Raw genomic sequence first — 13,053 nt, 5'->3', positions numbered from 1 at the left:
CGCGCTGCCGTTCGACTTGCATGTGTAAGGCATGCCGCCAGCGTTCAATCTGAGCCAGGATCAAACTCTTCAGTTCAATCTCTGTTTAATGTCCTTGCGGACAGATCGCTCACTCAAAATACTGACAAGCTCATCTTTCGATGCGCCGTGTTTCTTTTTTGTGAACATTTGATAATTTAAGTATTCAACATCGCTTGCGCTCTGTTGGCACCTTCATCAAACGCCCACACTTATCGACTGTTAATTGTTAAAGAACTTGTTCGGTATTTCTATCTTGCCGCATGGTACGAAGCGTTGTGTTCGCTGCAGCAGAGAGATGAGATTATGCAGCGTTTCGCGTTTCTCGTCAACCCCTTCTTTTCTACTCCGCCTCGTTCGAGACGCCCTTTACAACCCGCCAACTACTTGATTTCGTTAACGTTTTCTTCGGGGAGGCGAACTATAGCAAAGCCCTCTCCACGCTGGCAAGAACTATCGTAGAAGCTACACAATTCGTCGCGTGGAACCGACGCCACGCTCACGAATACGCGCACTTATGCGTCACGCGGCCCTGTATGAACGGCGGTCAGGCCACCGAACTCGGCATCTGTAAAGAGCCGGGAACGGGTCAGGAAGCGCCGTCCTGTTCCATTGTCCAGCGAGAACATGCCACCGTTCCCTGCGACAACGTCGATGATCAGCTGCGTATGTTCCCAGTAGGCGAATTGCTCCCTTCCCATATAGAAGGCGGCGCCGTTGATCTCGCCGACCAGGACATCGGTATCGCTGATATTGAATTCGCCGTCCGGATAACACATCGGCGCACTGCCGTCGCAGCAGCCTCCCGACTGAAAGAACATGACCGGCCCATGCCGCGCGCGCAACTCGTCGATCATTGCGCGCGCGGCATCGGTTGCGACCACGCGTGATAGCGCGTCACCCATGCAAAACTCCCTTCGGTTAAAAGAAGCCCATCGCGTTCGGGTTATAGCTGACCAGCAGGTTCTTGGTCTGCTGGTAGTGATCGAGCATCATCTTGTGATTTTCGCGCCCGATACCAGACTGCTTGTACCCGCCGAATGCCGCATGCGCTGGATACAGGTGATAGCAATTGGTCCACACGCGCCCGGCCTGGATGGCGCGGCCGACCCGGAACGCACGCGAACCGTCACGCGTCCATAAGCCGGCGCCCAGCCCGTACAAAGTATCGTTGGCGATGCGCAGGGCATCGGCTTCATCGGTAAAGGTGGTCACCGACACCACCGGACCGAAAATCTCTTCCTGGAAGATGCGCATCTTGTTATCGCCCTTGAACACCGTGGGCTGCACGTAATAACCGTCCTTCATGTCGCCAGGCTGGATTTGACGCGCCCCGCCGGTCAGCAGTTCGGCGCCCTCCTGCTTGCCAATATCGAGGTAGGACAGGATTTTTTCCAGCTGCTCCTGCGAGGCCTGCGCGCCGATCATGGTCGAGGCATCGAGCGGATTGCCCTGCTTGATCGCCGCCACCCGTTCCAAGGCGCGCGCGATGAATTTGTCGTAAATGGATTCCTGGATCAGCACGCGCGACGGACAGGTGCACACTTCGCCCTGGTTCAGCGCGAACATGGCAAAACCCTCCAGGCATTTGTCGAAAAACGCGTCGTCCGCATCCATCACGTCGGCAAAGAAGATATTCGGCGATTTGCCGCCCAATTCCAGGGTGACCGGAATCAGGTTTTGCGCCGCATATCCCATGATCAGGCGGCCGGTACCGGTCTCGCCCGTGAACGCGATCTTGGCGATGCGCTTGCTCGACGCCAGCGGCTTGCCCGCCTCCAGACCGTAACCGTTGACAATATTGAGTACGCCCGGCGGCAACAGGTCGCCGATCAACTCGATCAGCACCAGGATCGAGGCCGGGGTCTGCTCGGCCGGCTTCAACACCACGCAGTTGCCCGCAGCCAACGCGGGGGCCAGCTTCCACACAGCCATCAGGATCGGAAAGTTCCAAGGGATGATCTGCCCGACCACGCCCAGCGGCTCATGGAAGTGATACGCGTAGGTTTCGTGGTCGATCTGCGCGACCGAACCCTCTTGCGCGCGGATGCACCCGGCAAAGTAGCGGAAATGGTCGATCGCCAGCGGAATGTCGGCCGCCGTGGTCTCGCGGATCGGCTTGCCGTTGTCGATGGTTTCCGCAGTGGCCAGCAAGCTGAGGTTTTCTTCCATGCGGTCGGCAATCTTATTGAGGATATTCGCACGCTCGGCCTGCGAGGTCTTGCCCCAGGCTTCCTTGGCGGCATGGGCGGCATCCAGCGCCAGCTCGATATCGTCGGCGCTCGAACGGGCCACCTCGCAAAACACCTGACCGGTGATCGGGGTGACGTTACCGAAATATTCGCCTTTGACGGGCGCAACAAATTTTCCACCAATGTAATTGTCGTAGCGTTGTTTGAATGGATTGGCTACGCCCAGCTTGCTGATATCTGCGAGATTCATGTCGTCCTCTTCCTTTATGGTTATGTACCGGGAGTCCAAGCGTAGACGCACATCAAAACAAGTACCTGCGCAAACGCAAAGAAACTGTAACGGCTTCCCACAGGCTAGTCCTTTCGATGGTGCTCTGGCGCACATTACGCTTGCCCGCTGCAGGATTCATGCCGCCCGCGTATATTGCGTACCGACGCCAAACACCCCCCGGAGAACCCATGAAGCAGCACCCGTTTCGCCTGAACCACATCGCCACCCTATTTGCGCTCGGCGCGGCAGGCACGGTAGCGGCCGCCGCACCCGATGCGCCGGCCAGCGCGCCGCTGGCCGATGTGGTCGTCATCAGCGGGAGCCGGGTCGAGCACACCAGTTTCGACTTGCCGGCAGCCATCGACGTGCTCGACGCCGCCCGCATCCGCGACGGCCAGCCGCGCGTCAACGCGTCCGAATCGCTCTCGGCCGTTCCCGGCCTGGTGGCCCAGAACCGCCAGAATTATGCGCAGGACCTGCAGATTTCCTCGCGCGGCTTCGGGGCCCGCTCGGCCTTCGGCGTGCGCGGTGTGCGCCTGATTGCAGACGGCATCCCGGCAACCATGCCCGACGGACAGGGACAAGCGGCAACCTTCAACCTCGACATGGCGGAACGTATCGAAGTACTGCGCGGTCCGTTCTCTGCCGTCTACGGCAACCATTCCGGCGGCACGGTCCAGCTGTTCACGCGCGATGGCCAGGGCCGGCCGAGCGTGGAAGGCAGCGTCATTGGCGGCAGCGACGGCACCCGCAAGGTGGACCTCAACGCCCAGGGCGAGGCGAACGGCATCGGCTACGTGCTCGACACCTCCCGCTTCGAGACCGACGGCTACCGCGCGCATAGCGCCGCCACGCGCGACCAGCGTTTCGCCAAGCTGACCATGGCACCGACCGGCACCAGCAAGCTGACCCTGACCGCCAGCGCCCTGAGCCAGGACGACACGCAGGATCCGCTCGGCGTGACTTGGGCCACCTACCAGCGCGATCCGCGCGCCGGCGAAACCGATGCCACCGATACACAGAATCCGAAACGCTCCATTGCCGACCGCTACAACACGCGCAAGAGCATCGACCACAAACAGGCCGGCGCCGCCTTCGAGCAGCGCCTGGGCGACGACCGTGTGCGTGCGATGGTGTACGGCGGCAATCGCCAGGTCATCCAGTACCAGGCTTTTTCCAGATTCGTCCAGACGCCCGCCAGCCAGTCCGGTGGCGTGGTCGACTTCGACCGTGACTTTTACGGTGCCGACATCAACTGGCTCAGCGTGCGCAAGCTTGCCGGCGGCAAGCTGAGCACCACCATCGGCATCGATTACGGCCGTTCCACCGATCAGCGCCAGGGCTACGAAAACTTTATCGGCAACCAGTTCGGCCTGCAGGGCAAGCTGCGCCGCGATGAAAGCAATACCGTATCCAGCCTCGATCCGTATGCCCAGGCCGAATGGCAAGGCGGCGACTGGGTGCTGACCGCCGGCCTGCGCCACAGCCGCATGAAAGTCAGCGTGGACGATCGCTTCGTCACCAACGGCAACGACAGCGGCGGCGTCAGCTTCCGCCACACCACGCCCGTGCTCGGCGCGCTGTTCAAGATCTCGCCGGGCCTGAACGCGTACGCCAGCGCGGCGCGTGGCTTCGAAACGCCGACCTTGAACGAGCTGTTCTATTCAGGCGCCGGCGCGGGCTTCAATTTCGCGCTCAAGCCCGCCACCAGCACACACCTGGAAGCAGGCGTGAAGGCCTATCTCGGCAGCAACATGCGCATCAATGCGGCCTTGTTCCAGGTAAAAACCAGCGACGAGCTGGTGGTCGACATCGCCGGCGGCGGGCGCACCAGTTACCGCAATGCCAGTGAAACCCTGCGCCGGGGCGCGGAAGTCTCGCTGGACAGCAACTTTGGCGCGGGATTCAGTGGCCGTCTGGCCATGACCGCCTTGAACGCCACCTACGAGCAAGGCTTCGGCAATGTTGCCGCCGGCAGCCGCTTGCCGGGCGTGCCGAAAGCCAATCTGTTCGGCGAGCTGGCATGGAAGAGCAGCGACGATGGCGTCGGCGCCGCGCTCGAAACCATCGCCAGCGGCAAAATCTACGCTGACGACGCCAACGCCGATATCGCCGCGCCGGGCTACGCGATCATCAACGCCCGCGTCCAGGCCAAACAGTCATTGGGTGGATGGCGCCTGAAGCAGTTCGTGCGCCTCAATAACCTGAGCGACCGCCGCTATGTGGGATCGGTCATCGTCGGCGACGCCAACAAGCGCTTTTATGAAGCGGCGCCGCAGCGTAACTGGCTGGCTGGCGTGAGCGCGCAATATATCTTTTAGGGGTAGCGGGACAAGCGCTTAAACTGGCGCATCGTCCGAGAACGATCCAATCAAGGCAGAGACCCGATGCGAGAGCGCCGATGAGCTTCCATGTATATATCGCCCGTGCGGGTTTCAAGGAGACGCCGATCGGTCCCGACGAATGGTTCGCCAGCGCCAGCGACTGTGCGGAACTGCGCGTTGAAAAGCACCTGAACCGGCACGGAACGATGTTTTGCACCGTCACGTTGAAAGATCGGCGCAACGCCGGGCTGCATCTGACGCCGCATGGTCTGATCGATGCGCAAGAACCGTCGAAAGAGCTGATCCTGACCATGTTCCGGCTTGCCGCCATGCTCGGCGCGGGGGTGTACGGCGAAAACCTTGATCGATATGCCTCGCCCGACCATTGGGAAACGCATACTGCCGCTGATCGCAGGACGCGCGCGGACCGGCGCGAAAAACGAAAAATGGCGCGGCGCTGGCGTGCATGTTGCTACGCTCTGATCCTCATCGCCGGCGCGATGATTGGCTGGGCGGCAGGCTGACGCTGATCCGAATCAGCTTCCGTTCAGCGTCAGCCCTTCGGCCCTAGCTGCTCAGATCGACCCCGGATACAGCTTCGCCAGGGTATCGCGCGCGATGGCCGTGGCGATCGTCTCGACATCGGCGGCGGCCTTGGGCGCATCGCCGTCGGCACGCAGCGCTTGCCACACATCGGCCAGGCGCGCGTCCTGGCGCGCCACCGCCCCCTCCACTTCGGCCTGCCAGAACGCCGGCGCCTCGCCTTCCACGAAGTTGCCGCGTCCGCGCCCGAAGTGCGCCACCGCCAGATAGCGCAGGATGCTACCAACCAGCAAGGTCTGCAAAAAATCGTCGGCGAATTGCATGGTGGTGCGGTTGCGGTCGGTGCTGGTGTTAAACCCCCAGGCCGCGCCGGCCGCCGTCAGCGCGCCGACCACCCCGCCCAGCAAGGCCCCGGCCCCGAAGGTCAATCCGCCCGCCATCAGATCGGCCGACAAGCCCGTCGCCGCGCCCGACACCACCGCCCCCAGCAAGCCGGCCTGGGCGCGGTCGACCGGCGCGCGCACGGTGAAATTCTTGCTCACGCGCGCATTGATCTTGGGCGCCTCGCTCGGATCGAGCTGATGCAGCGCCAGCAGCTGCCCTGTGGTGGCGGCAATGTTCTGGTTCAGCCTTTCCACCAGCAAACCCATGGCCCGCTCCTGCCGCTGCTGGTCGCTCTTGCCCAGGCCGACCGCTTTCATGGCCGACTTGAGAAAGGTCTTGTCATCGGCCTCGACCGGTTCGCTGTCGCGCGCGGCGCTGGCCAGCTGCGCGCCGGTGATCCGCATTGCTTCCGCAAAACGTTCGCGGTTGTTGGCTTCCCACTGCGCAAACAGGCGCGCGTACCCGGCCTGCTTGGGCTCGTCGACCAGCTTGCCGACCGCCTCGTAAAACACGCGCTCGTGCACCCAGCAACGGGCGAAGGCATCGAGCGCCAGCACATCGCGCACGATCTTGTACTGGTCCAGGTGCTGTTTCCAGGCAGTCTGTTCCTGCTGTTCTTCGTGCGCCGGACGCGGCGGCCCCAGCTGGTTGAGCAGCACCACCACCGGTTTGCCCAGCCACTCCAGAATGCGCATCTCGGCCGGCAGGTAGCCGGCGTCGCGCGGATGCTCGGACGAGTTGACCAGGTACAGCACCACATCGGCTTCGTCGCGCGCGGTGCGCAGCGCCTGCTGGCTGAGCCAGAACGGACGGTCGCGGTAGCGGTCCAGCACTTCGCGCAGGAACCAGCCGATCGGATTGCCGGCCATGCCCAGCCGTTTGAGCAGGCGCACCGAGTCGCCGAAGCCGGGTGTATCCCACAGTTGCAGGGTGTCGCCCTCGCTGGTCTTGAGCAGCAGGTGCGATTCGGCAAAGATGGTCACATGGGCGGCGTCGCGCACCTCGCCCACATCGACCCCGACCAGGGTGCGCGCCAGGGTGGTCTTGCCGTTGTTGGTGTGCGAAATCAGTGCAAACTGGATATGGACAGGGGTGTCGCTCATGATGCCTTCGATAAACTAAGTCCGGCGCCGAGCTCCAGCGGGCGGCGCTCGGGATGGAGCAGGTTGACGATGGTCGCCGGGGCGCGGTGGAACTGGCAGAACTGCTGCCACAGTGCGATCCGCTCGGCCAGCCGCACATCGGCCCCGGCCTGGGTGCCGCTGCGCTCGGTCAGCGCCGATTCGTCGACCAGCACGGCAATGCCGCGTTGCGAAGCGCGCACCAGATGATCGAGAAAGGCGCCGTGGTTTTCTTTCTCCGGCGTCGCGGCCAGGCTGAACAGCACGGCGCTCGCTGTCACATTGGCGTCATCCACGCTCAGATCGCGCAGGGCGTCGACCGCTTCTTCGCCATAGCCGGACGATGGCCGCAGCATCACCCGCGCCTGTTCGCCGTACAGGGTCACGGCGATCTGCGACAGGCCCTTGTCGCGCGCCTCGTCCAGGGTGTAGCTGTAGGGCAGCACGCGCAGCAGCGCCGGCGCGCTGGTGCCGGCCTCGCCGTTGAGCTTGCGGAAGTACGGCTGTTCCAGGTCCAGCGGAAATTTGTTGTGCATCCGCTGCGCGCGCCAGTGCGCCACGCCCGCCAGTACCAGGCGCGGCAGCACCACCAGCAGCAGCAAGGTCGCCCCGTACAGATGCACCCACTTGGCCCCGCCCATCCCGGTCGACAGCTTGGAAAAGTGCAAGGCCTCGATATCGGCAATGCTGAAACCTTCCAGCGGCAACAGCGCCACGGCCGGCGCAAACAGCACCGACAGGATGCCATGCACCTGGGTGGCGTCGAGGAAAGTGCTTTCCCAGCCAGCCACATATTGCGTCAGGAAGCCGCGCGCGTACAGCGACAGCAGCGCGCCCACGGCAAACATGGCGGCCGCCAGGTGCATGGTGCGCGCCAGGCGCGCCTGCGTCAGCCTGGCGCTCAGCTCGCTCCATTGGAGGCTGAAATCGGTGAGCCCGGCCGCCAGCACATTCGGCAACTTGCGCGGCAGCGACAATTGCGCGCCGCTCAGGCGGCGCATCAAGGCCGGCGATACCCAGCCGTTCTTACGCGCGGGCGCCAACATCCACGCCATCAACAGTAAATACACCAGCATATTCCAGCCGATAATCGCCAGCAGCGGCGCCGACAGCAAATCGACCCGATGCGGATCGCCGATCCGGTCGACCGCCGCGCCGAGCACCAGCGCCAGCAGCGGCAAGCCGAGCGACAGCGCCTTGAAGCTGCCGCGGCGGCGCGCAATGGCCCCGAACGCGGGCGTGCGCTCGCTCAGGCGCTTGAGGATCTGCTCGGCGCGCTGCTGCAAAAAGTGCTCGGTCGTCACTTCCGACTTGCTGTCGGACGCTTGCCATTGCGCCAGTTCCTTGGCGCTGCGGCTGGCGTACAGGCGATCGTCGTCACTCAGTACCTCGTGCTTGCCGTCCATGGTTTCGATGGAGCGCACCAGCACCACGTTCCTTGCCACCTGTTCGTTCATGCTTTTCCTGTTCTATTACGCGCTCATATTTGCGGGGACCTGTATGAAACGACAACATTCACAGGCCAATTGTGCCGCACTTTGCCTCCCCATGCTGGTCTTGCAGAAACGCGCAAGCAGGGATGTGCTATCTTAGCGCGGAATTTTCTTGACACTTTCTTATCTCTCTTCACGATGCGCCTCCCAGACATAGCTTCCACCCACGACCCCCTGCTGGCCAGCGAACTGGCCCAAGCGATCGACAACAAGACCAAGCCGCTGGGCAGTTTGGGCGCGCTCGAAACGCTGGCCAGGCAGATCGGCCTGATCCAGCAAACCACCAGAGTCGCGCTGCACAAGCCGGCCATCCTGGTGTTCGCGGCCGATCACGGCGTGGTGGCCGAAGGCGTCTCGGCCTATCCGCAAAGCGTCACCTGGCAGATGGTCGAGAACTTCCTGTCCAGGGGCGCGGCGATCAACGTCTTCGCGCGCCAGAACGGCTGCGCGCTGCAGATCATCGACGCCGGCGTCAATCACGACTTCGGCAAGCGCGCCGCGCTGATGGACTGCAAGGTCGCGCGCGGCACCGCCAATTTCGCCGAGCAGCCGGCCATGAGCTGGGCCGAATGCGCCGCCGCCCTGGCGCACGGCATGCGCATCGTCGGCAACCTGGAAGGCAATGTGATCGGCTTCGGCGAAATGGGCATCGGGAACACCACCGCCGCCGCCGCGCTGATGCACAAGCTGACCGGCGTGCCGGTGGCCGACTGCGTGGGCGCCGGCACCGGTTTGTCGGCCGAGGGCGTACTGCACAAGCAGAGCGTGATCGAGGCGGCCGTCGCCCTGCATGGCGAGATGAGCGAACCGCTCGACATCCTGGCCACCTTCGGCGGCTTCGAGATCGCCATGATCGTCGGCGCCATGCTCAAGGCGGCCGAACGGCGCATGGTGCTGCTGATCGACGGCTTCATCGTCAGCAGCGCGCTGCTGGTGGCGGCACGCATGCAGCCGGCCATCCTCGACTACTGCGTGTTTTCGCACTGCTCGGACGAAGCGGGCCATGCGCGCATGCTAGAACACTTCAACGCCAGCCCGCTCCTGAACCTCGGCCTGCGCCTGGGCGAAGGCACCGGCTGCGCACTGGCCTTGCCGCTGCTGCACGCGGCCGTCAACTTCCTCGGCGAGATGGCCACATTCCAGTCGGCGCGCGTGGCCGGCCAGTCGGCCTGAGGTCACGGCATGGCCAGCATCATCCACCAGTGCCGGCTGTTCTTCATCGCGCTGCAGTTCTTCACGCGCGTGCCGATTCCGGGCTGGGTCGGATTCGATCCGGCCTGGCTGCACCATGCGTCGCGCTATTTTCCGCTGGTGGGCGTGGTGGTGGCCGGCGTGGCGGCGGCGGTGTATGCCGCTGCGGCGTGGCTGTTCCCCGCCCCCGTGGCGGTGATCCTGTCGACGGCGGCGGCGATCTACCTGACCGGTGCCTTCCACGAAGACGGCCTGGCCGACATGTGCGACGGCTTCGGCGGCGGATTGACCACCGAGCGGGTACTGGAAATCATGAAGGACTCCCGTATCGGCACCTATGGCGCGGCCGGCATGGGGCTCACGGTGGGCCTCAAGTGCGCCGCGCTGTGGTCCCTGCCCGCGCCCGCCGTCATCGCCGCGCTGTTCATCGCCCATCCCCTGTCGCGCCTTGCGGCCGTCAGCCTGGTCTGGGAAATGGAATACGCGCGCGCCGAGGGCAAGGCCAAGCCGATGGCCCAGCATATGAGCCACCACGAATTCGGCATCGCCTGCGCCTGCGCCGGCGTGCCCGCGCTGGCCCTGGCCACGGCCGGCATGGTGCCCTGGCTTGCGCTGCTCGCAAGCGTGATCGGCGCCGCGCTGGTGGCGTGGTGGCTGGGCGCCAAGTGCCTGCGCCGCATCGGCGGCTATACCGGCGACTGCCTGGGCGCCGTGCAGCAGGTGGCCGAAGTGCTCATTTATCTCGCGCTGCTGGCGTTTTTCCAGCACGGCGCCTGGCTCTGACATGCGTTTGCATCTGGTGCGCCACCTGGCGCCGCAGGTGACATCCGGCGTGTGCTACGGGCGCACCGACCTGACTGTCGATCCAGTATTGCAGGCACTGGCCCTGCCCGCCCTGCGCGCGCGCCTGCCCGCCGGCCTGCCGATCTTTTCCAGTCCCCTGCGGCGCTGCGCCGCACTGGCGCAGGCCCTGGGCGGCGTAGCGGTGCAGTACGACCCGCGCCTGGCCGAACTCGATTTCGGCGACTGGGAAATGCGCCGCTGGGACGACATCGACCGCGCCGGCGTCGACGCCTGGGCCGCCGACATGGCCGGCTACCGCCCCGGCGGCGGCGAAAGCGTGACCGCCATGGCGCGCCGCGTGTCGGCGTTTTATACCGACCGCATGCAAGCGCAAACGCCCGGCGCCATCGTCATCTGCCACGCCGGCACCATCCGCCTGCTGGCCGCCCGCGCGCGCGGACTGGGTCCCGAGGCCATGGCACTGGAAGCGGCACAGCACCCCCATGCCATTGCCTACGGCGAGACCGTCATCATCGACTGTGTATAATTATCGGGTGTTGGTGCCCGCGCCCATGTCCATGAGCGCAGTTAAACTGGGAAACACGAAGCCTGCGACAAACAGGCCAACGTGTGCTGCCCCCGCAACGGTAAGCAAATGTCGCTGACATGGCGACGAGCCGCCTCGATTGACCACTGTGCATTTGGCATGGGAAGGTGAGACGGCCGCATTTGCCAGCCCGGATACCGGCCAACACAGGTGGGAACACGCAGCCATATCCGCGTTCCTTTTCAATCTGGCCAACGGGGACGTCGGCCGGTTGCTCGCAATCGCATTCACTAAAGATTTGTCATGACCTTTCCTGTTGTTCGCCACGCGGCCCTGACGTCGCTCGCGCTAGCTTTTACCGCCCCTTGCGCCCTCGCCGACAGCCCTGCCGATAGCGCCGCCGCTGCTGCCAATACTGCCGTCATCATCACCGCCGCGCGCGCGCCGCAACCGTCAAGCGAGGTCCTGAGCGACCATGTCCTGATCAGCGCCGGCGACATCGCCCGTTCGGGCGCGGCCAATGTCGTCGACCTGCTGCAAAAGCAGCGCGGCATCGAGATCACCCGTAACGGCGGCCCTGGTACCGCATCGCAAGTGTTCATTCGCGGCGGCGACGCCAAGCAGACCGTGGTGCTGGTCGACGGCGTGCGCATCGGCTCGTCCACCAGCGGCATCGCCAACTGGGCCACCCTGCCGCTGGCGAACATCGACCGCGTCGAAATCGTCTACGGCCCGCTGGCCACCATGTACGGCGCCGACGCCATCGGCGGCGTGGTGCAGATCTTCACCCGGCGCGGCGCCGGTCCGGCCGCCGTGAGCGCCAGCGTGGAAGCGGGCAGCGACAAGGCGCGCGCGATGACCTTCGGCGTATCCGGCGCCAGCGAGGGCGAGAACAGCATCAACTACGCGTTCGGCCTGTCGAAAGACAAGGACCAGGGCTTCTCGGCCACCAGGCCGGGTACCTCGTCGTACAACAAGGACAACGACGGCTACGCGCGCGACAGCGCCAGCGGCCAGCTGGGCATCGTGCTGGCCAAGGGCCACGAAGCGGGCCTGCTGTACCTGCACAGCCACCTCAAGTCACAGTACGATTCGGGCCCGAACCCGTTCGACGTGCGCAGCGTGCAGAACATGGACAACATCGCCGTGTACTCCAAGCACCAGTTCAGCAGCGGCTGGAAAATGAGTTTGCAAGCCTCCGAGGCCGACGACAAATCGGTCAACTTCACCAGCGCCAGCGCCAGCAACCGCATCGACACGCGCGCGCACGCCTACAGCATGCAGCACGACATCGCTCTCGGCGGCGACCTGCTGCAACTGGTGCTCGAACGGCGCGTGGAAAGCGTGTTCGCCGACACCACGCGCGCGCTGAACACCAGCCGCGCCACCAACTCGGTCGCCGCCGCCTACTCGGCGAAGCGCGGCAAGCACCTGGCCAGCGCCAGCGCGCGGCGCGACGACAGCACCCAATATGGCGACAAGGTCACCGGCGCCATCGGCTACGGCTACAAACTCACGCGCGCGCTGCGCCTGAACGCCAGCGCCGGCACCAGTTTCCGCGCACCGACCTTCAATGAACTGTATTACCCCGGCTACGGGGTCGACACCAACAAGCCCGAACAAGGTAAAAACGTCGAAGGCGGCGCCTACTACAACGACGGCGTCACCGAGGCCAGCGCGGTTTACTACCGCAACCGCCTGAGCGACCTGCTGGTCAACACCGGCAAATGCCCGGTCCAGCTGGACACGCACCCGAACGGCTGCGCCTACAACGTCAACCGCGCCACCCTGGAAGGCGTCACGCTCGGCGCGCGCACCCGCATGGGCGATGTCGACATGAGCGGCTCGATCGACTTCCAGGACCCGCGCGACGACACCACCGGCAAAAACCTGCAGCGGCGCGCCAGGCGCCACGCCAAGTTCGCCGTCGAATACAACGCCGGCAACGTGATCGCCGGCGTGGGCGTGCAGTTGTCCGGCAAGCGCTTCGACGACCTGGCCAACCGCCACACCCTGCCCGGCTACGGCCAGGTGAACCTGTTTGCCTCGTATCGCTTTGCCCCCGACTGGTCGGCTGTGCTACGGTTGAACAACGTCGCCGACAAACAATACGAACTGGCGCGTAATTACGCCACCGCGGGCCGCCAGGTATTTGCCGGCATTCGCTTCGGCGCCCGATAGGCAGC

General features: G+C 64.4%; 10 protein-coding genes, 1 rRNA gene and 1 riboswitch. Of the genes, 6 read left to right on the top strand and 5 right to left on the bottom strand.

Translation table 11 applies throughout. The features are described from left to right. From F2P45_RS30620 to adh, 3 genes are all read right to left on the bottom strand, one after another. Positions 1–76, bottom strand: a 16S ribosomal RNA gene (locus F2P45_RS30620); the annotation flags it as partial. Positions 77–533: 457 nt separating this feature from the next. Then, positions 534–923, bottom strand: coding sequence for a DUF779 domain-containing protein (locus tag F2P45_RS30615; protein ID WP_166882000.1), 390 nt, complete (start codon positions 921–923; stop codon positions 534–536). Between the two features lie 16 nt (positions 924–939). Continuing rightward, a complete protein-coding gene (gene adh / locus F2P45_RS30610) occupies positions 940–2,460 on the bottom strand; it encodes an aldehyde dehydrogenase (RefSeq protein WP_166881999.1) in 1,521 nt (506 codons plus the stop codon). Between the two features lie 209 nt (positions 2,461–2,669). On the opposite strand from adh, the gene F2P45_RS30605 reads away from it, so the two are divergent. Together F2P45_RS30605 and F2P45_RS30600 are read left to right on the top strand one after the other, a co-directional pair. Further along, positions 2,670–4,802 carry a TonB-dependent receptor family protein gene (locus tag F2P45_RS30605; RefSeq protein WP_166881998.1) on the top strand — a complete coding sequence of 711 codons (2,133 nt, stop codon included), beginning with the start codon at positions 2,670–2,672 and terminating at the stop codon, positions 4,800–4,802. 80 nt (positions 4,803–4,882) lie between these two features. After that, positions 4,883–5,329: a hypothetical protein gene (locus F2P45_RS30600; RefSeq protein WP_166881997.1), complete on the top strand. Its 447-nt coding sequence runs from the start codon at positions 4,883–4,885 to the stop codon at positions 5,327–5,329. Positions 5,330–5,380: 51 nt separating this feature from the next. On the opposite strand, the gene F2P45_RS30595 is transcribed toward F2P45_RS30600, so the two are convergent. Both F2P45_RS30595 and F2P45_RS30590 read right to left on the bottom strand, forming a co-directional pair. Continuing rightward, positions 5,381–6,835, bottom strand: coding sequence for a DUF3482 domain-containing protein (locus tag F2P45_RS30595; RefSeq protein WP_166881996.1), 1,455 nt, complete (start codon positions 6,833–6,835; stop codon positions 5,381–5,383). Further along, the gene (locus F2P45_RS30590; protein WP_166881995.1) at positions 6,832–8,310 is read right to left on the bottom strand and encodes a DUF2868 domain-containing protein; all 1,479 of its coding nucleotides are present in this window, start codon (positions 8,308–8,310) and stop codon (positions 6,832–6,834) included. Before F2P45_RS30590 ends, F2P45_RS30595 begins: the two co-directional genes overlap by 4 nt. Positions 8,311–8,484: 174 nt before the next feature. Between F2P45_RS30590 and cobT the strand changes: the two genes are divergently transcribed. The 4 genes from cobT (at position 8,485) to F2P45_RS30570 (ending at position 13,048) form a co-directional block, all read left to right on the top strand. Then, a complete protein-coding gene (gene cobT / locus F2P45_RS30585) occupies positions 8,485–9,519 on the top strand; it encodes a nicotinate-nucleotide--dimethylbenzimidazole phosphoribosyltransferase (protein ID WP_166881994.1) in 1,035 nt (344 codons plus the stop codon). Positions 9,520–9,528: 9 nt separating this feature from the next. After that, complete coding sequence (locus tag F2P45_RS30580; RefSeq protein WP_166881993.1) at positions 9,529–10,320, top strand: adenosylcobinamide-GDP ribazoletransferase; 792 nt, start codon at positions 9,529–9,531, stop codon at positions 10,318–10,320. A gap of 1 nt (position 10,321) precedes the next feature. After that, entirely contained in the window at positions 10,322–10,867 is a 546-nt protein-coding gene (locus tag F2P45_RS30575) for a histidine phosphatase family protein (RefSeq protein WP_166881992.1), read from the top strand. Continuing rightward, a riboswitch (cobalamin riboswitch) is annotated at positions 10,862–11,087 on the top strand. It overlaps the preceding gene by 6 nt. Before the next feature lie 83 nt (positions 11,088–11,170). Further along, on the top strand, positions 11,171–13,048 hold the full coding sequence (locus tag F2P45_RS30570; protein WP_166881991.1) for a TonB-dependent receptor plug domain-containing protein: 1,878 nt from the start codon (positions 11,171–11,173) through the stop codon (positions 13,046–13,048). The last annotated feature ends 5 nt before the right edge of the window (positions 13,049–13,053 follow it).

This window comes from Massilia mucilaginosa (assembly GCF_011682145.1).
Lineage (GTDB): Bacteria > Pseudomonadota > Gammaproteobacteria > Burkholderiales > Burkholderiaceae_D > Telluria_A > Telluria_A mucilaginosa.
The sequence above is the reverse complement of the archived record's forward strand: the minus strand, read 5'-3'. Positions and strand labels throughout refer to the sequence as shown.

Bases quoted from the DNA above. Each gene is read 5' to 3' on its own strand.
- F2P45_RS30615 (WP_166882000.1), bottom strand. From the start codon at position 923: ATGGGTGACGCGCTATCACGCGTGGTCGCAACCGATGCCGCGCGCGCA.
- adh (WP_166881999.1), bottom strand. From the start codon at position 2,460: ATGAATCTCGCAGATATCAGCAAGCTGGGCGTAGCCAATCCATTCAAA.
- F2P45_RS30605 (WP_166881998.1), top strand. From the start codon at position 2,670: ATGAAGCAGCACCCGTTTCGCCTGAACCACATCGCCACCCTATTTGCG.
- F2P45_RS30600 (WP_166881997.1), top strand. From the start codon at position 4,883: ATGAGCTTCCATGTATATATCGCCCGTGCGGGTTTCAAGGAGACGCCG.
- F2P45_RS30595 (WP_166881996.1), bottom strand. From the start codon at position 6,835: ATGAGCGACACCCCTGTCCATATCCAGTTTGCACTGATTTCGCACACC.
- F2P45_RS30590 (WP_166881995.1), bottom strand. From the start codon at position 8,310: ATGAACGAACAGGTGGCAAGGAACGTGGTGCTGGTGCGCTCCATCGAA.
- cobT (WP_166881994.1), top strand. From the start codon at position 8,485: ATGCGCCTCCCAGACATAGCTTCCACCCACGACCCCCTGCTGGCCAGC.
- F2P45_RS30580 (WP_166881993.1), top strand. From the start codon at position 9,529: ATGGCCAGCATCATCCACCAGTGCCGGCTGTTCTTCATCGCGCTGCAG.
- F2P45_RS30575 (WP_166881992.1), top strand. From the start codon at position 10,322: ATGCGTTTGCATCTGGTGCGCCACCTGGCGCCGCAGGTGACATCCGGC.
- F2P45_RS30570 (WP_166881991.1), top strand. From the start codon at position 11,171: ATGACCTTTCCTGTTGTTCGCCACGCGGCCCTGACGTCGCTCGCGCTA.